We start from the raw sequence: 16,165 nt of genomic DNA, 5'->3' as shown, positions 1-16,165 counted from the left end.
CTGGTTAAAGTTTCACTTTGTTGCGACCAAGTTCAAATCGTCAAGGTGTGAATTTATACTGCGAGCGATTGCCTGACCCAGCTTTACTGGAACTGCATTTCCAATCATTCGGCCCAGAACTCTAAGGTTGACATTGCTATCATCGGGGATAAATACGTAGTCCTGCGGAAAACTCTGAAGAATAGCAGCTTCTCTCAATGAGATTGCACGATCTTGCTCTGGGTGACCAAAACGGCCATTACCGAAACCATAGCATTGAGTAGTCATGGTTGGTGCAGGTTTGTCCCACTCCATTCGGCCATAGACACTGGAGTAGGTTTTTCCTTTATCTTTGCGATGACAGTCAGCAATTAGATATTCAGGCCAATCACGCCATGTCCCACCTGGTTTTGATGCCTTAATACGTTGTAGATTCTTTTCTGATAATGTTGAAGTAACATGCAGTTTGTCTTTAGCCCCTTTTTCACCAGCTTTTAGAGCGGGTAAATCACTAATGGCTTTCCTAACTGTAATTGGATGAGAGCATGTTGGGTCAGTAAGTTTTATTTCACCGTGTAGAGACGCAAGTAGTACCATACGTTTACGTGTTTGCGGGACACTATATTGCGTGCAATCAACAACACTAAACCATACGTGATAGCCAATACGTTTTAATGTATCAACAAAATCATTGAAAACTTGATGCTTAGCCACGGAGGGTACATTCTCCATAGTGATAATATCAGGGAGAACGTCTTTCGCTAAACGGGAAAATTCGTACAATAGCCCCCATTTCCCACCGTGATCATAGCGTCTAGCATAGTTTGAGAATGGTTGGCAGGGGGCACAACCAGCAAGAATTTTCACGTCAGAATCAGCATAAAGCTCATTCAAATCAGAAGTTGTAAAATTACTAACGCTTTTCTCAATAAACTTTGCCTTATTATTTGTCTCATAGGGGTACTTGCAGGCTGGATCAATGTCAATGCCTGCGATAACAGGTATACCTTCAAGTACAAGACCATGTGTCAACCCGCCTGCACCACAAAATAAATCAACACAAGATACTTTTTTCATCTAGCAACCATTTTGTTTTGCCTTATTAGATTTATATTAATGAACTAAGCTATAACACCCTAATAAGTCACAATCTACAATCAAAAACCTAATAGCTTAGCTTTTAAAAGATGATCTCACAAACGATAAATTACGTAAACAATTTGAAGTTATAAAGGCAAAATGTTAGTTAACATTCATTGATGTGAGTATGGTAGGATGGATAAGTGAGCTTATTTATCTCAGAGAACAACACATATTTATCCATTATCCTCGTCAGCGTTCAGTACTCCATCCACCAGCTGTCCTTCAGTTTTCATTTTTAGGGCATTTAGCCAATCACCTAAAGGAAAACCAACATCAAATCATACCAGTATAGCCACATCACTTTATGGCGTAGATCAGGTTCATTGAACTGGTTGAATAGGCTAATCAGTTTATTAGCAAATGAAAGTTGTCCAAGGCGAACGCATTCATTGAGAAGAGCCCCCTCTAACATGGGGTGATAACGTAGCAGACGGTTATCAACCATTAACTCACATCCATATCAGACTGTACTGATAATGGCTCAGGAAACGTTCTACCGAGGATTGAACGGTACAGGCATAGCGGATGTGCTGTCGGTGCCAGGAAAGCGTATATCTGCTAGCATCCGCTGGACTATTCTTGATATAGGGATGTTAGATGCCGTGATTGATAGTGAATTTAGTAAAGCCATTTAGCCTGTATTGATAACGGCGTAACTATGCCTCATGAGAGCCATGATACTTTTTCATTGTTGGGTTTCCGGTGTGATTTAAAGGTGCTTATACTGGTGCGGAAGGAGGGTAGTGATGTAGTGGTTAAGCTCTGGATTCGGCAATGCGTGCCTGTAGCCAATTCTCAACCTCGCTCTTTAACCAGCGAGAGCTACGTCCCAGTTTTATCGGCTTTGGAAATTCACCATCTTGGATCAATTTATAAAACCATTTATCTGTTAGTCCAGTTAAACGGGTTATAAATTTCATATCAACGCATTGGTCATCTAATAAGAGAATGGCTTGAGCGCTCATTATTGAACTCCTGTCTTTAAAGTTAAAAGGCAGAAGGGATATCGATAAGTGTTTAGGGATATCTCTCTTCCAAAAGATATCCCCCTCATGTTTTTTATTGGTAGATTAACGGCTGCATCCAAAAGAACGCTCACCATCACCATAATATTTTGTATGCTCTTTGGCTAAGTAACGACAGCGCTGGTTTAATTCGAATATCGTACTTTCATTGTTGGCATTATTGTTATCTAGCCAAGTAACTGCATTGTCTGGGATATGAACTAAATAACGCTCCATAGGGTAGTTAACACCAATTGCACTACACCATGCTTGTTGTACTAATGCATAAAGCGTTCCTTCCGCTCTAGTGTAATCACCTAAACTCCAATAGACGTCCTTATTGACTAGCAGCAATAAGTGATAGTGCTTTCTGCGATTGATTTCACCAAACTCTCTCACCCAAACATAAGATAAGGGGCATGAATAGTTGCGATCCCATACTTTATTTTTACGTTTAAGGTCTGCATCTATTTTGGCTTTTAGGGATTCAATGAAACGAGTTATGACAGTTGAGTCCTCATGGAAACAAGTTGTCGATGATGGGAAGCGTAAATCGACGCGAATAGCTGTGACACGATTATAGGTTAATAGTGATTTACGGATGGTTCGATCTATCTTACGAAGATAATCTTCATTGTAGGTATAACTAGACATGATTTATTCCTTAAGGTTTTTTAAGTCATATCTAGTTCGATGGATGTAAAAAATAGATAAGTTAGTCAAGATTACTTGAGCGATCTTTAGGTCTATAAAATGCCATTCTTACTCTATTAAATATATAACTATACCAGCACCGTTTTTACATACAGAAGTCCTGCTAGTCAGAGTCTTAATGACTCATCTCATCAAGAAGTACTCTGATATTAATTTTCCAAAGGAAAATGAATAACAGCGTCACTTTTACAACATTCGGATTGTTTTTTAGTTTATCTATGAATGTATTCAAATGATAACCTTAATAAAGGCTTAGTAAACATGTGAAAACCCATTGAAATAGCATTATGATGAGAATTTAATATCATGAAAAAATCATTCAAAAATTGGGATAATAATTAGCGTTATATTAGTATTTTATCTATGATAAAAAATGAATTAATGATGTTGAAATTTATAAAAAACGAGGCTTCAATGGTGGTTAATTATTCATATTTAGATAAGGAAGTTTATGGCTACATGAGAAAAAATAAAATTTTTTGTTATCTCATTTGGCGTATTTTGAAGAGCTCTTCGGCATGTGATTTGTATTTTCATCAAGCCCTAATCTCTTCAGGCAACTTGACACTTCAGGCAGATCTGAGCTGTGTAATTAGGAATGTTACGAATGTTGCTGCTGATAAGATATTTTTATTCGAACCCAAAAGTCATGAAGGTAGGTATATTGAAAGCACTGAGTACATAAGCTTTGCATATGAAAAACTTCGTCTTTTCAGATACAATGAACATGCTTGGGGTATACATCAAATGCTTCATTACTTAAGAAGTTATTTCATCAAAATAAAATCTAACTACAAATATTTTGCTTGGTTAAAAGCATCTGATAATAAAACCTGTGAGTGGGTTTATGACTATTTGGTCAAGAGTAAAGTACTCGATAAAACGGAGTATCAAGATAACGAAGAGTTGTATCTTTACATTGTGACTGGCTTTTATTTATGGCAACCATCCCAAGACGAAAAAGATAAGCGCTATAAAAAATTACTTCTAGCTCGAAATGAGCGAAAACATAGAACAACTAGTCCATCAAAAGGTTCGGTAAGGCCAAAAAAATCACCGAAAGATATTCAACTTTCAGCAGAGGCAAGAACTAAATTGACAGAGTTAGCTCTGAGTTATGGTGTACCCGCATCGGAGTGGTTGAATAGCTTCATAATTGATGAATATGAAAAAATGAAATAAATTTCAAATATATATCATCTATGCGAACTTAACATATATTAAGGTTGCAACGATGAATAAACTCGAGAATCATTTTCTTTTCCTCCCTAAAGGGGCTAAGGATGTGTTTTTATCCCATTTGAATAAACTTATCAATTACTCCTCCACAATAGGCTTAATGGGTAAAACAGGGGTTGGAAAATCCAGTCTTATCAACGCACTATTCCAATCGACCTTATCGCCTGTGAATAATGTTTCAGGTTGTACGCGCCAAGCCCAACGCTTCAGTATGAAGATGAACAACCATACGCTCACCTTTATTGATTTACCCGGCGTGGGGGAAAGCCTTGAGCGAGATAAAGAATACCATCAGCTCTATCGTAATTTATTGCCAGAACTGGATTTAATCATTTGGGTACTCAAAGCCGATGACAGAGCATGGTCTTCAGATGAACAGTGTTATCGCTTTCTCACTGAGCAATGCGGTTATCAACCTAAGCGATTTCTATTTGTGCTGAACCAAGCCGACAAGATAGAGCCCTGTCGCCAGTGGGATGAAGTGTGCCAGCAACCATCCTCTGAGCAAGCAGCTAATTTAGTTTTGAAGCAGCAAGCCGTGATAACATCATTCAAGCCGCACCACCCTGTGATGACAGTTTCTGCGGCAGAAGGTTTTCAACTCACTGAATTAGCAGAGCAATTAATACAGGCGTTACCGGCGCAAGCCAGTAGCGGGGTAGCTAGGCAACTGAACAGCACTTACCGCACTCAATCCGTGGAAAACTCTGCACGTAATGATTTTGGGAAATGTGTCAGTGATATCGTCGATACCATAATCTATATTCTTCCCCTACCACCACTAATAAAAAGCACGATTGGTACAGTCAAAAACAGCATCGTTTCCGTTGCTAAATCCCTGTGGAGCCTGTTCTTTTAACTTCTTACGTTAACTTATTATTTATCACTCTCAGCGCCAGTCCTTAACGGGATTGGCGCTTTTTTATTTCTTTTTATTGGAGTTCCAATTTATGAATCATCCAATTGAATCAGCTATCACAATGGAATTAGTTCCTAATGAACAACGTCTTGATTTTTGGTTCAACCATTTTAGTGCAGTTAAAGGCTGGGCCACCTTTGAAGTGGTGATCTTCACTACGATGAGCCAATTCTGTGATGAGTATCATGGCGGTTACTGGGAGTACGGGATGCTCAGTAATGGCGGGGCCTTTATCTACCCCGATATCAACGCAGATACCTTAACCCTATTCAACATGCACAACGGCAATGAAGCCACCGTGAGTCAAGAAGCGGCAGGGATTGCAGTATGTCTGATCCTGTACAGCATCTGGTCATTCCAAACGGAAAGCGAAGTGATGTGTGACCGCTTTTATCAACTGCGTGAATATGCGCTACAACATTCTGAATCCACTGCCATTTTCCACTTAATTGATTAATCTGGAGTCTATCATGAGTTTATTAGCTTCGCGTTTTGGCTCTGCTAACAGTATTCGTCGTGAGCGTCCTCTCACTATCGAAGAGTTATTCCGTACTGTACCGAGTGTGTTTTCTGAAGAAAAGCACGATTCTCGCAGTGAACGCTATACCTACATTCCGACCATTACCTTGTTAGATAGCCTGCAAAAAGAAGGCTTCTATCCGTTTTTTGCCTGTCAGACTCGGGTGCGTGATATCAGTCGTCGAGAGCACACCAAGCATATGTTGAGGCTGCGTCGTCATGACCAAATCACGGGCGTACAAGTCCCTGAAATTATTTTGCTCAATAGCCATGATGGCTCAAGCAGTTATCAGATGTTGCCGGGACTCTTTAGAGCCGTGTGCTCTAACGGTTTGGTGTGCGGTGATGTATTAGGTGAAGTGCGTGTACCCCATAAAGGGGATGTTGTGGGTAAAGTGATTGAAGGGGCGTATGAGGTACTCGATACGTTTGAGCAAGTGGCTGAAAAACGCGAAAGTATGCAGTCGTTATTGTTACCTCCCCCAGCCCAGCAAGCCTTTGCTGAAGCGGCTTTGACCTATCGCTTTGGTGAAGAGCATCAGCCAGTGACACGGGAGCAAGTTCTTCAGCCTCGACGCTTTGAAGATAAAAAAGAAGACCTCTGGACAGTGTACCAACGTCTACAAGAAAACCTGATTAAAGGAGGATTATCAGGCAGAACCGCAAAAGGTAAACGCGCTCGTACTCGTTCGGTGAATGGGATTGATGGCGATATCAAGCTCAATAAAGCCCTGTGGGTGATGGCGGATACCTTATTTAACCAACTCGCTCCCCGCCAGCCCAACTAATTTTCCCGCCCTGACAGGTTGTGTCGTTACGCCTTACATTCTTATCGTTCAAATAAAAAGCATAACGTTATTTATCAAATAATTAGATATAGCTATTTTTAACTAAAAAGCCCAATGAGAATTTTTCCCAACAGACATAACCTGTCAATCCCCTAAGTTAAACTCCCTCACTTCTTAATTTCCTAACGTCTGTTATTGAGAGCAATACGTTATGTTTCAGACCAACCGAAAATATGACCGCATGGCTGTGCGACTCTCTGCATTGATTGCCCGCTTAATGGCGGGCGAAAGCCTAGTGCTCTCATGTTTAGCCCAAGAATTCAATGTTTCTGAACGCACGTTACAACGGGATTTACGTGAACGCTTGGCTTATCTGGGGGTAGAAGGCCGGCAAGGTTGTTATCGCTTGCCCATCAATACGCTAAAAGCTTATCGAGACAAAGATATTCTTACCTTTGTGAAACAAATTGGGATGACTCGATTGTTTCCGGGGCTAGACAGCCGCTTACTGGGATTACTGCTAACCCAACAACCCCATGCACCTTGTTTGATTTGGCATCACGCCCATAAGATTTCAGCTTTGCATGCCGACCATTTCTATCAATTGGTGTATGCCATTACCAGTAAGCAATCTATTAGCTTACTTACGCCTGAGCGTCGCTTCAATCCACTACAACCTTATCAACTGATTTACCGTGAAGGCCAGTGGTATTTATTGGCGGAATACCACCAGCAAGTGCATGTCTTGTTGTTAGAGGATATCCAGCAAGTTCAACCGCTCAATATCTCATTCACACCGAAACACACAGTGATGCAACTGTCACAACAAAACAGTTTTATCGCGGCATTACCGCATTTTCGATTGATATCACAATTACTTACCTCTCTTCCATCACACAAAGAAAGGAGCCGACCATGACGTTATTAACCCCACTAGCATCACATCCAACACATTGCCCTCACTGTTTTTCTGAGCAAGACATCATTGCCTGGGGAGAGGGTTGGATATGCCGCGACTGCAATTTTGAATGGGTAACACCGATTCAAAATCAAAAAAACACCTCCAGTGAGATTAAGGAGGGACTGCAATTTCACGGTAAAGAAACATTCAGTCATTCATGAACTGACCACTTAATACGCCACACCAGAGAAAACTGAGCACCCATTAAGGCGTGCTTATCTTGCGTCAATATTGACGTATTTAATAATATTGAAAGGAATTTTCAATGAAAAAATATTTAGCCCTTATTACCTCTGCATCATTATGTCTTATCGCTTCACAAGCCTTTGCTGCCAGCAAACCACCTAAAGATACGATTTGGGAATACAAAGGTGACGGCGGTAAAACGTTGTGGCAAGTGTGTGGCAGCCAAAACAGTACCTGTAAAATAGTGGGTTCAACCAAACATTATGTTGCTGTGCTGAACCGTAAATCCGCTTCGGGTTGTGCGTTCGGTGATTTTTATATCGTGGCAAGAACTGACGGTTTTTGGCAGCAGCGAGATACCGGCACATGTAGCCCTAACGCTTACATCCAAAAAGGAACCATTAATAATGGTCAATACTCTACCGTCGATATTGGTGTTGGTGGAACTATCGTGGCACAGTACCCTATCGGTTATTGGAGCCAGAAGAAAGAACTTTCGGGTAAAAATCGCCCGCGTTGGAAAGAGAAGGATAGAACGCAAGGCGGTTTACAGTTTAACATGAAAGCTTATGAGGATATTCAAAAATATGGACGTATTCAAAAAGAGACATTAGAAGAAATGAAGCGAGAGAAACAAAATCGATAAATGTGGATATATGTTCATTGTCTTCATTCTTTCATAGTCAAGCTTAGACCACTTCCGAAGGGAGTGGTCTTTTAATTCAACTAAATGAATTTGTTCATGAGGAATATATGATGAAAAAGATAAATATCCTATTCGTTCTGAGTATGTTGGTGTTGGGTTCATTTGCATATGCAAATGAACAACGCTACGCAAGTATTACACATACAAGCTCAAATTTTATTAACAGAGGTTATTGTGGTTACTCGTTTACTCTCGATAACGGCGGTAACCATATGGTTTTAGACCATGCTGAATTTGGTGCCCTCGAATTCACGCTTCGAATGAAAGATAGGCAAGGAAAGGTACTAGATGATGCGGTGTTAGAAGTAGATCCGTTTGGTGATACCAGTGCATCTCGAGCCACCTTTACTGTGTTAGAAATCCCTTGTGAGGATATCGCTGAATTTGAAGTGGTTAAAGTTGTAGAAGATCAGAATGGTCGTAAGGTTGAATTGCCGCTATCAATCTTTGAGGCTAGTAACCCAGAGTTGGCTAAGGTTTCGGTAGCAGGAAAGTGATATGTTAGTAATGTTGATGGTTTCATCAGCATTACTCTCAAACTATAAGGTTTATTAATTTAACATATTGAAGATAAAAGGATAACATGAAAATATTTAAAGAAATAAAAGAAAATATTTATCTAATTGTATTTTTATTATTATTGACCTTTAATTTTCTTATCGTTAATTTTAATTTTCCTCTTAAATACGAAATTGTTATTCTGTCATTTTTTATAATAATTATACTTTTCTGTATCCTGTGTTTTAAAATGGGGTATTCATTTCTAAGATTTTTAGTTATAGATGAAGATGAAATAAAAGTTGATTACTCTAAGTTCTTAACGTTACTTTCTTGCTTTTCATTTTTATTATTATCGGTGCTTATTAATTTGAATAAAGTGGAAGTTGCTAGATATGTTCTTCTCGTATTTATCATTTTAGTGTTGTTTAATGGTATTCTTTTCTTTTATGATCTTGAAAGAAAAGGGAATAAATTCATTTCAAGATTTTGGTTTTTTCTTTTATCAGTAATATCTATAGTATATTTTGTTGTAAGCGCTATAGCAGCTAGTTTTTTCATGAAAATAAGTAATATGGATATAACTAATTCACCATTTCTTGAGTTAATATGGACATTCTCATCTATGGTATTTATTTTCTTTTTAGTTCTTCAGCCACTTTTGTATATATTCTTTTTGAAAATGGCTGGTAAATTGAAGGGAAGTCGCTTCATAACTACAGTGCTTCTTTTGGCTGCGGCTACAATCGTATTATCATTAGTTTTACGGTGGATTCCAAATTTCATGGTGTTAGCTCTAGATATTTCTACTGATTATGAGTGGAGAGTCTCAGCACATTGCGGTCAATTGGAAATTTCAGAACCTCAAGAAAGGTACTTTGGCTTCCATGTTGATAAATACACCGTATATTTTTCTGATAGAGATGGAAAGTGGGGTTTTGAAGAGTTGAGATGCACCAAGGATGAACTTGGTGATGATAGATATATAAGATTACCTATAGATGGGAGCTCCATGCCTAAGTGGTTTAATGATTCCGAGAAAGAGTAAAGTAAAGCACTTTACTTAAATAAGGTCTCTTACAGGGTGCAATGCAATAATACCATGTTAAAGTTAGTGATGTTGGTCAGCTTACTAGCATCACAATTACCTGAATTAGATAACCATCAGAAAAGGTAAGAATTTCATCTGTTGGTACATGTGTTGGTATAAATAAATTTATATCTTTCTATTTTAATTTAGATCATAAGGTTAAGTGTTATGTGCGAGTCCGGCCTTCGCACTATCTTGACGTATGCTAACGTCTCAAATCATCCATAAAATAAAAAATATCTAAAAAAATCAATGACAACTTTATCCAGTGGCATCTTATAACGTCTCTTGATGCCCATCCCCAAAAGGGGCCAAATAAGGGGCACTTCAATTCGATTGTTATAGGTGCCCCCTCAATGCCACTCAACGTTAAGCAAATAGAGGTTTTAAAGCCCAAACGCATGGCGATAGCGGAGAGCTTTATCTTAGGCTGTTTAATCGCGGTAGATGAGCCTTTAGAGCTAGATTTTATGGCTTTCCCTGCCTCCAGCAACGCGTACAGCCACAAAATGCCTCTGTTCTTAGATAATAACCCTGCCTGACATATGCCAAGCCCTACAAAGGGCTGTAGGTTTTCACTCTTACCATTCTTGATTCAGCCTTTAAACGTGAATTAAATTGGTGTACTTAACCTAAATTCAGGTAATATGAACAATTAATAGTTAAAGGCCAACGATTACAGGAGAGAGTATGGCATATCCGACGTATTTAGTGTTAAAAGGTAAAAGCCAAGGTTTGATTTCGGCAGGGTGCTCATCTCAGGATTCAATCGGTAATCGTTATCAGGTCGGCCATGAAGACGAAATTCAGATAATCGGCTTAAATAGTGGTTCCTTTCGCGAGCAGAATGCTTCATATAAACCCGTCGTATTTACTAAGCCGATTGATAAATCATCTCCCTTACTTTCAGTGGCTTTGGATAGTAATGAAGTTTTAGAAGCAAAATTTATGTTTTACCGAACAAGTCAAGCTGGTCAACTTGAAAGATATTATGAAATCAAACTTACTGGTGTTTCCTTGATTGAGATTTCCGACATATTTCCTGATTCAATAAAAGATAATGAATCCATGCCATATCAACGGGTTCAAATGAAATACGAATCTATATCAAGAAGTCATTTAATGGCGAATACATCAAGCTATAGTATCAATAGTGAGATGGTTAAGTAGTAATTCTCATAAAAAGAGATGTGTAAGTAGCACTTCTCTTTTTATGTAAGGTATTAATTTGGTACGAAAATATATGATGTTTAGCATGAATTTTCGTACCATTGAGTGACTGACCTCATTTAATAAATTTATTTTTTACATAATGCTTTATCTATTGTGTATGTGGTTACCATTGTTGATGATTTATCTGTACATCTAATGTAACCTTTAGATAAAAGGTTGCTTTTCATGCCTATAAAAATAATCAAGCTTATTAATAACCCTATTATTGCTATAAATAAAAGATATTTGAATATTTGGTTGTTTAATTTTATTTCACTTGATGATTTTGCAGCTCGGTAAAAAATAAACGATAAATATAAGGTAAATGGAGAGAAAAAAATTAAGGATGTAAAATATAGAGACAAAGTTATTTTTTCCTCTAAACTTAAATATTGGATGTATGTAGATAAGGAAATAAACACACTTAATAGCGAAATGACAAGAAAAAACAATGAATTAAGTTTATTTTTTGTATTGTTATCCATGGCTAAGGGCCTTCCAGTTATTAAATATAGGTTGAGGACTTCTTGTTTCAGCTTTAGCGCGGCGGTGAAATTTTAGGTCTCTTATTATAGATTCACTGATTCCTAGTTCACTATCAAGCCAATACAAAATACCAACAACTACAAAACCTATAAAAAAGACACCTAAAGTCACTAATATAATACTTGTTCCGCCAGTTAATGCAGCAGTTACTAAGCCACCTGTAACTGCTGTTGTTATTTGTGCGCCAATAGCCAATTTTGCCATATCCATAGTTATGTTTACGAAAAAATTAACTAGTGTGTATTCATCCCTAAATATTAGTTCTACAACTCGATAAGCTGCTGAGAATACAATGGAAAAACGAGCAGCTCCCACAGATACATTATTCACCCCTTGAGTTCCTACGCCCATGTATAAAATTCGAGGATTGTTTGCTAAATATCGAGTTCCGTCCAAGAACGTTCTAATTCCCGCATGACCAGATAGACGGATATAAGTATTCCCATTGGGGCCTATATATTCTGTTGCTATGATATTGAAGTTACGAAACTCGTTAACAATTCTTTCTACTCTGTATGCTTCGTAAATATTTCCTGAGAATGAAGACATTATATCGCCAATACCAAATAGTGTTTCTTTGGGATCTTTGAAAGGCGTCGGAGTCGATAAGTTTTTTAAAATATAATCTGCTTCTTCAATTGTAGCTACTGCAGCAACATTATCATCGTCTTTTTCATTGTTAAGAATACCTTTAATCTTTATTAGATTAGCTTGATAATAAAGCTAATCATAGTTAGGTACTTCTTCGAAGCTAAATTTCGCGTCCGCATCAATGAGTGTTTTTGATACGGGATCATATTTATACGCCATATTAGTTCCCTTTCTAAAATTTAGCTTAGGTTAAGTTTATGAGAAGTGTTGATAGTATTCAATGAAAATATAAATGAGATTATGGATCCTAATAGATAACCCAGTCTGACACATGAAAAGCCCTGATTACACTACTGAGGTAATAGGGCTATAATCTATGATATTCAATAGGCTGCCTTCATTTTTCATTGGCTTATTGCAGAGGGATAGTTAATTTGATCGCCAAATCAGGGACGATATTAGGGAAATGTGAATTCCCCTAGTTTCCCCATAAACTAACAAAACCTAAATTGTCTAAATCCTTTTCACCTAAGATTTACTCTTCTTCACCCTCTTGTAATTAAGCCACTTTGTTTGAGTTGAATAGAAAGCTCTACAAGAGGCTGTCTTAAAGCAACTTCTAATTTTGACGTGTTCTAAATTATCCATTGGTCAGAGAGAATGGCTGGGTCGTTTAAAATCATTTTTTCCAGTAGTTGTTCGCTGGCAAGCTTGCTAGTCGTTAGCGGTTGGGGATTATCACCCACACGCCAGATAGCATGATTAATCGACATCGTTTGTTCCTTAGTTTAATGCTGCGTCGGTGAGTGCATCCGCTAGATGGAGCTGGGTTTGTTGGGCGGATTGCAGTCGGGATTTGAGGTGTTCACATAGCAATGTCAAATTGCGTACTTTCTCAACTATATTTAATTGTTCGTTATAAGAAGGTAAGGCAACCAATAAGGAAGATACTTGTATTCTTGATACGTTTTTCATCGAAGAGCTCGTTCCACCAGCCACATCAGAGTAATAAGTTCGAGAATACTTAGAGTTATTGACTAAATTAATATAGTTTACATCAACTAATTTAGAGAATTGAAACCTAATTATTTTATCACTAAGCATTAAATGGTTTGGTGGAGAGTCAGGAACTACGACAGAGCGAGCCACAAGGTCGGCAGTATTTGCTCTTGAAATTAAAAAATCCCTTGCTTTCACTTCATATTCTATTTTAGGTTCTAAATGTTTTGGAAGTGCTTTATTTTCATTAGGATTAAATTCGCTCCATGTGACGGAACTAATTTTCAATACTCCCCAATTATCATCAACTCTTGGTGAAGCCTCGCATTGAGGGCTCCAGCCAGCTTCTGAATTATGGGCTAGATCCCCTAAGCGACACCACTCCCACCCCTGCGGTAGCTCAAATGGTTTTTCTTCATCACTAATCGGTGGCAATGGTTTTTGTTTTTTAATTTTACCGTTTTTCACCATCTGCGCTTTTTCTTGTTCAATACGTTTAAGCAGTTCAGATGCAGGTTCGTCATTAGGATCCTGAGGTACCAGCTTACCCATAACAGCCAGTTGCAGAATGGTTTGCTTTAGCGCATCGATGCTCGCTTCGGTGGTAAACAGCGTGTCGAAATGCTGATTGATTCGAGACCAGTTTTCAGCGAGTTCTTTTTCGTTTTGGCTATCAGTAAGCGTCGCTAACAGGGTATCAACTAGTTGCTGATGCGCTTCTAGACTCGTTAGTGATTGTTGTTCCAGTTGATCGCAGAGGGACATTAGTTCCGAGAATGTTTCTACTATTCTTGCTTGTTCAGTCTTTGGTGGAAACGGAATAGGGTAGTTCTCAAAGAAACTTCGTGGTACACGTTTTTGACCCGCTGAACCAGTCATTTGTAATTCACCAATAGTTAAATAATGAGGTGCTTTTATATTAAGTAGAATATATTGAAGATTTAGTTCAGAACTTAATGGGCGAGCAACATGTAATTCTGTTGTACCCACACCCACTCCATTTTTTAAGCCCTCAAAAATGACAGCCTTACTATTTTCAAAGCAAGGTGTTATTTTAGCCAAAGCGATATCTCCGTCCGCAAAATGCGTATAGCCTTTCTTTACTTCTCCCCATTTCTTTATTTCTTGGTCATGTGTACCATCAAATCGTGTAGAAATACAAGGCATTGGGACAAAAGAGATTTCTTGCTCATCATTTGTTACTTCTATTTTGGGGTTAATTAATGCAATCTCATTTAATGAAGTCCACTCCCACCCTTCCGGCAATTCAAACGGCTTTTCATCTTCACTAATTTCTGGCAGCGGCTTCTGTTTTTTAATTTTACCTTGCTTCACCAGTTCCGCTTTCTCAGCTGCAATGCGCTTTAGCAGCTCTGAGGCAGGTTCATCATTTGGGTCTTGCGGTACTAATTTGCCACGCACGGCGAGTTCTAAGATCAGCTCACGCAGTTTCTTAATACCATAAAGATCAATTTTACCGCTGCTGCCACGTCCTGCGGTGGAGCGAGTTTGTAGCGCAGAAGACCAAATATCGATATGGTCGGTAATCAGTTTCTCAACGGTCATCAGTTTGTTTCCTTATTGCCAGCTAATGCCATACCAAGGATATCGCGTAACTGATGACGTAGCTTACTGATTTCCGCCTGCTGCTTCTGGTATTGCGCTAGCAGCTCATCCGGATCGTGGCTGATCGTTTCACCTTGATACGGGTTTTTGATATCAAGGTTAAAGTTACGGGCAATGATATCGTCGATGCCAACTTTCCACGCCTGCTTGTTCTCTTCACGGCTTGCAAAGCCATCGGCTTCATTGCCCCACCAGTCGATTTCTGTTTGGAATTCTTCAAACTTCATCGGTTTGGTTTTGCTATAGTTTTTAACTCCCTCAGGGTAGGGGTGTTCGTAGAACCAGATTTCTTTGGTTGGTTGGCCTTTGGTGAAGAAGAGAATATTGGTTTTGATTCCGGTATATGGGTTAAATACGCCATTTGGCAAACGAACAATGGTGTGTAAGTTGCACTCTTCGGTCAGCAGTTTTTTGATTTTGGTTTTGACGCCTTCACCAAACAGTGTGCCATCTGGCAGAACTACGGCTGCACGGCCTTTATCGGACAGCACTTCAATGATCAATTGCAGGAATAGGTCAGCGGTTTCGCGGGTCTGCATTTCTGCTGGGAAGTTTTTCTCGATCCCATCTTCTTCAGTGCCGCCAAATGGCGGGTTGGTAATAATGACGTCGAATTGCTCATCCCAAGCGGATAGAGGCTTGTTTAATGTATTGTCATGACGAATTTGTACCGGAACTTCAATACCATGCAGTAGCATATTCGTGGTGCACAGCAAATGTGGGAGCTGTTTTTTTTCAACACCAAAGATCTGCTGTTGTAGCGTTTTATGATCTTCAGTGGTGTTAACATAATGCTCTTTCACATGGTCGAACGCACAGGCAAGGAAGCCGCCAGTACCACACGCTGGGTCCATAATCGATTCACCCAATCTCGGGTCAATACGGTTGACCATAAAGCGAGTGACCGCACGTGGAGTATAGAACTCACCTGCGTTACCTGCGCTTTGTAAGTCGCGTAGAATTTGTTCATAGATATCACCGAATAAGTGGCGTTCGGTGCTGTTGCTGAAGTCGATTTCATTCAGCTTATTGATGACTTGGCGTAAGAGCGTACCATTTTTCATGTAGTTATAGGCATCGCTAAACGCTTGTTTCACCACAAAGCCCCGTGGGTTTTTATCGATAGGCGCGGTCAGGTTTTTTAAAGCAGGGAATAAATCGTCATTAACGAATTCGAGCAGTTCATCCCCTGTGATTCCCTCGCTGTTTGCCGCCCAAGTACGCCACAAGTAACGCGAGTTAATAGGGAGTTGGTAGTCGTCTTGCTCGAGTTCAAGCTCTTCTTCCTGAGTATCAAATATTTTCAGAAATAATAGCCAAGACAGTTGCCCAAGGCGTTGAGCATCACCGTCTACACCTGCATCTTTGCGCATGATGTCTTGTAAGGATTTAATGACTGAGCTAATCGACATGTTTGTATTCCATTGGTAAAAATGAAGCCACCG

The 16,165-nt window shown here is 39.2% G+C and carries 20 protein-coding genes and 1 pseudogene; 12 read left to right on the top strand and 9 right to left on the bottom strand.

Going from position 1 to position 16,165, the window contains the following annotated elements:
• Positions 1-12: 12 nt before the first annotated feature.
• Complete coding sequence (locus P3L44_RS18580) at positions 13-1,056, bottom strand: DNA cytosine methyltransferase (protein WP_272662128.1); 1,044 nt, start codon at positions 1,054-1,056, stop codon at positions 13-15.
• A gap of 322 nt (positions 1,057-1,378) precedes the next feature.
• Positions 1,379-1,567, bottom strand: coding sequence for a hypothetical protein (locus P3L44_RS18575; RefSeq protein ID WP_272662127.1), 189 nt, complete (start codon positions 1,565-1,567; stop codon positions 1,379-1,381).
• A 31-nt stretch (positions 1,568-1,598) separates the two neighbouring features.
• Here P3L44_RS18575 and P3L44_RS18570 point away from each other — a divergent pair, with 31 nt between their 5' ends.
• The gene (locus P3L44_RS18570) at positions 1,599-1,757 is read left to right on the top strand and encodes a hypothetical protein (RefSeq protein ID WP_272662126.1); all 159 of its coding nucleotides are present in this window, start codon (positions 1,599-1,601) and stop codon (positions 1,755-1,757) included.
• Positions 1,758-1,877: 120 nt separating this feature from the next.
• Here P3L44_RS18570 and P3L44_RS18565 read toward each other — a convergent pair whose 3' ends face one another.
• On the bottom strand, positions 1,878-2,087 hold the full coding sequence (locus tag P3L44_RS18565) for a helix-turn-helix transcriptional regulator (RefSeq protein WP_272662125.1): 210 nt from the start codon (positions 2,085-2,087) through the stop codon (positions 1,878-1,880).
• 105 nt (positions 2,088-2,192) lie between these two features.
• Positions 2,193-2,780, bottom strand: coding sequence for an inovirus Gp2 family protein (locus tag P3L44_RS18560; RefSeq protein ID WP_272662124.1), 588 nt, complete (start codon positions 2,778-2,780; stop codon positions 2,193-2,195).
• A 423-nt stretch (positions 2,781-3,203) separates the two neighbouring features.
• Between P3L44_RS18560 and P3L44_RS18555 the strand changes: the two genes are divergently transcribed.
• The 11 genes from P3L44_RS18555 to P3L44_RS18505 all read left to right on the top strand — a co-directional run bounded on the left by P3L44_RS18555 (position 3,204) and on the right by P3L44_RS18505 (position 10,916).
• Complete coding sequence (locus P3L44_RS18555; protein ID WP_316928256.1) at positions 3,204-4,022, top strand: hypothetical protein; 819 nt, start codon at positions 3,204-3,206, stop codon at positions 4,020-4,022.
• Positions 4,023-4,074: 52 nt separating this feature from the next.
• The gene (locus P3L44_RS18550) at positions 4,075-4,938 is read left to right on the top strand and encodes a GTPase family protein (RefSeq protein WP_316928255.1); all 864 of its coding nucleotides are present in this window, start codon (positions 4,075-4,077) and stop codon (positions 4,936-4,938) included.
• A 91-nt stretch (positions 4,939-5,029) separates the two neighbouring features.
• Entirely contained in the window at positions 5,030-5,455 is a 426-nt protein-coding gene (locus P3L44_RS18545; protein WP_272662121.1) for an antirestriction protein, read from the top strand.
• 13 nt (positions 5,456-5,468) lie between these two features.
• Entirely contained in the window at positions 5,469-6,305 is an 837-nt protein-coding gene (locus tag P3L44_RS18540; protein WP_272662120.1) for a DUF932 domain-containing protein, read from the top strand.
• A gap of 211 nt (positions 6,306-6,516) precedes the next feature.
• Positions 6,517-7,224, top strand: coding sequence for a helix-turn-helix transcriptional regulator (locus P3L44_RS18535; RefSeq protein ID WP_272662119.1), 708 nt, complete (start codon positions 6,517-6,519; stop codon positions 7,222-7,224).
• Positions 7,221-7,427: a hypothetical protein gene (locus P3L44_RS18530; RefSeq protein ID WP_272662118.1), complete on the top strand. Its 207-nt coding sequence runs from the start codon at positions 7,221-7,223 to the stop codon at positions 7,425-7,427. Before P3L44_RS18535 ends, P3L44_RS18530 begins: the two co-directional genes overlap by 4 nt.
• Before the next feature lie 104 nt (positions 7,428-7,531).
• Positions 7,532-8,098 carry a hypothetical protein gene (locus tag P3L44_RS18525; RefSeq protein WP_006814444.1) on the top strand — a complete coding sequence of 189 codons (567 nt, stop codon included), beginning with the start codon at positions 7,532-7,534 and terminating at the stop codon, positions 8,096-8,098.
• A 110-nt stretch (positions 8,099-8,208) separates the two neighbouring features.
• A complete protein-coding gene (locus P3L44_RS18520) occupies positions 8,209-8,655 on the top strand; it encodes an IrmA family protein (RefSeq protein ID WP_316928254.1) in 447 nt (148 codons plus the stop codon).
• Positions 8,656-8,741: 86 nt separating this feature from the next.
• Positions 8,742-9,704 (top strand): hypothetical protein, encoded by a 963-nt coding sequence (locus tag P3L44_RS18515; RefSeq protein WP_272662409.1) that lies wholly within the window; start codon positions 8,742-8,744, stop codon positions 9,702-9,704.
• Positions 9,705-10,102: 398 nt separating this feature from the next.
• Entirely contained in the window at positions 10,103-10,288 is a 186-nt protein-coding gene (locus P3L44_RS18510; RefSeq protein ID WP_004264230.1) for a hypothetical protein, read from the top strand.
• A gap of 148 nt (positions 10,289-10,436) precedes the next feature.
• Positions 10,437-10,916, top strand: coding sequence for an Hcp family type VI secretion system effector (locus P3L44_RS18505; RefSeq protein WP_094961537.1), 480 nt, complete (start codon positions 10,437-10,439; stop codon positions 10,914-10,916).
• A 128-nt stretch (positions 10,917-11,044) separates the two neighbouring features.
• Here the strand turns inward: P3L44_RS18505 and P3L44_RS22170 are convergent, their stop codons facing one another.
• The 5 genes and pseudogenes from P3L44_RS22170 to P3L44_RS18485 form a co-directional block, all read right to left on the bottom strand.
• A complete protein-coding gene (locus P3L44_RS22170) occupies positions 11,045-11,443 on the bottom strand; it encodes a DUF1240 domain-containing protein (protein WP_168697627.1) in 399 nt (132 codons plus the stop codon).
• Positions 11,436-12,053 carry a hypothetical protein gene (locus tag P3L44_RS18500; RefSeq protein ID WP_272662410.1) on the bottom strand — a complete coding sequence of 206 codons (618 nt, stop codon included), beginning with the start codon at positions 12,051-12,053 and terminating at the stop codon, positions 11,436-11,438. The genes P3L44_RS22170 and P3L44_RS18500 overlap by 8 nt, the downstream gene beginning before the upstream one ends.
• A 680-nt stretch (positions 12,054-12,733) precedes the next feature.
• A pseudogene (locus tag P3L44_RS18495) lies at positions 12,734-12,868 on the bottom strand (nuclease); the annotation flags it as partial.
• A 10-nt stretch (positions 12,869-12,878) separates the two neighbouring features.
• On the bottom strand, positions 12,879-14,660 hold the full coding sequence (locus tag P3L44_RS18490) for a restriction endonuclease subunit S (RefSeq protein ID WP_272662411.1): 1,782 nt from the start codon (positions 14,658-14,660) through the stop codon (positions 12,879-12,881).
• Positions 14,660-16,132 (bottom strand): N-6 DNA methylase, encoded by a 1,473-nt coding sequence (locus tag P3L44_RS18485; RefSeq protein ID WP_272662413.1) that lies wholly within the window; start codon positions 16,130-16,132, stop codon positions 14,660-14,662. The genes P3L44_RS18490 and P3L44_RS18485 overlap by 1 nt, the downstream gene beginning before the upstream one ends.
• Positions 16,133-16,165: the final 33 nt, after the last annotated feature.

Origin of the sequence: Providencia sp. PROV175 (genome assembly GCF_032707045.1) — a bacterium.
Lineage (GTDB): Bacteria > Pseudomonadota > Gammaproteobacteria > Enterobacterales > Enterobacteriaceae > Providencia > Providencia hangzhouensis.
Note: the sequence above shows the minus strand (reverse complement) of the source record. Positions and strands in the feature narration are given on the sequence as shown.

Excerpts from the sequence above, each read along its gene's own strand:
- P3L44_RS18580 (WP_272662128.1), bottom strand. The coding sequence starts at position 1,056 with ATGAAAAAAGTATCTTGTGTTGATTTATTTTGTGGTGCAGGCGGGTTG.
- P3L44_RS18575 (WP_272662127.1), bottom strand. The coding sequence starts at position 1,567 with ATGGTTGATAACCGTCTGCTACGTTATCACCCCATGTTAGAGGGGGCT.
- P3L44_RS18570 (WP_272662126.1), top strand. The coding sequence starts at position 1,599 with ATGGCTCAGGAAACGTTCTACCGAGGATTGAACGGTACAGGCATAGCG.
- P3L44_RS18565 (WP_272662125.1), bottom strand. The coding sequence starts at position 2,087 with ATGAGCGCTCAAGCCATTCTCTTATTAGATGACCAATGCGTTGATATG.
- P3L44_RS18560 (WP_272662124.1), bottom strand. The coding sequence starts at position 2,780 with ATGTCTAGTTATACCTACAATGAAGATTATCTTCGTAAGATAGATCGA.
- P3L44_RS18555 (WP_316928256.1), top strand. The coding sequence starts at position 3,204 with ATGATAAAAAATGAATTAATGATGTTGAAATTTATAAAAAACGAGGCT.
- P3L44_RS18550 (WP_316928255.1), top strand. The coding sequence starts at position 4,075 with ATGAATAAACTCGAGAATCATTTTCTTTTCCTCCCTAAAGGGGCTAAG.
- P3L44_RS18545 (WP_272662121.1), top strand. The coding sequence starts at position 5,030 with ATGAATCATCCAATTGAATCAGCTATCACAATGGAATTAGTTCCTAAT.
- P3L44_RS18540 (WP_272662120.1), top strand. The coding sequence starts at position 5,469 with ATGAGTTTATTAGCTTCGCGTTTTGGCTCTGCTAACAGTATTCGTCGT.
- P3L44_RS18535 (WP_272662119.1), top strand. The coding sequence starts at position 6,517 with ATGTTTCAGACCAACCGAAAATATGACCGCATGGCTGTGCGACTCTCT.
- P3L44_RS18530 (WP_272662118.1), top strand. The coding sequence starts at position 7,221 with ATGACGTTATTAACCCCACTAGCATCACATCCAACACATTGCCCTCAC.
- P3L44_RS18525 (WP_006814444.1), top strand. The coding sequence starts at position 7,532 with ATGAAAAAATATTTAGCCCTTATTACCTCTGCATCATTATGTCTTATC.
- P3L44_RS18520 (WP_316928254.1), top strand. The coding sequence starts at position 8,209 with ATGAAAAAGATAAATATCCTATTCGTTCTGAGTATGTTGGTGTTGGGT.
- P3L44_RS18515 (WP_272662409.1), top strand. The coding sequence starts at position 8,742 with ATGAAAATATTTAAAGAAATAAAAGAAAATATTTATCTAATTGTATTT.
- P3L44_RS18510 (WP_004264230.1), top strand. The coding sequence starts at position 10,103 with ATGCCACTCAACGTTAAGCAAATAGAGGTTTTAAAGCCCAAACGCATG.
- P3L44_RS18505 (WP_094961537.1), top strand. The coding sequence starts at position 10,437 with ATGGCATATCCGACGTATTTAGTGTTAAAAGGTAAAAGCCAAGGTTTG.
- P3L44_RS22170 (WP_168697627.1), bottom strand. The coding sequence starts at position 11,443 with ATGGATAACAATACAAAAAATAAACTTAATTCATTGTTTTTTCTTGTC.
- P3L44_RS18500 (WP_272662410.1), bottom strand. The coding sequence starts at position 12,053 with ATGTCTTCATTCTCAGGAAATATTTACGAAGCATACAGAGTAGAAAGA.
- P3L44_RS18490 (WP_272662411.1), bottom strand. The coding sequence starts at position 14,660 with ATGACCGTTGAGAAACTGATTACCGACCATATCGATATTTGGTCTTCT.
- P3L44_RS18485 (WP_272662413.1), bottom strand. The coding sequence starts at position 16,132 with ATGTCGATTAGCTCAGTCATTAAATCCTTACAAGACATCATGCGCAAA.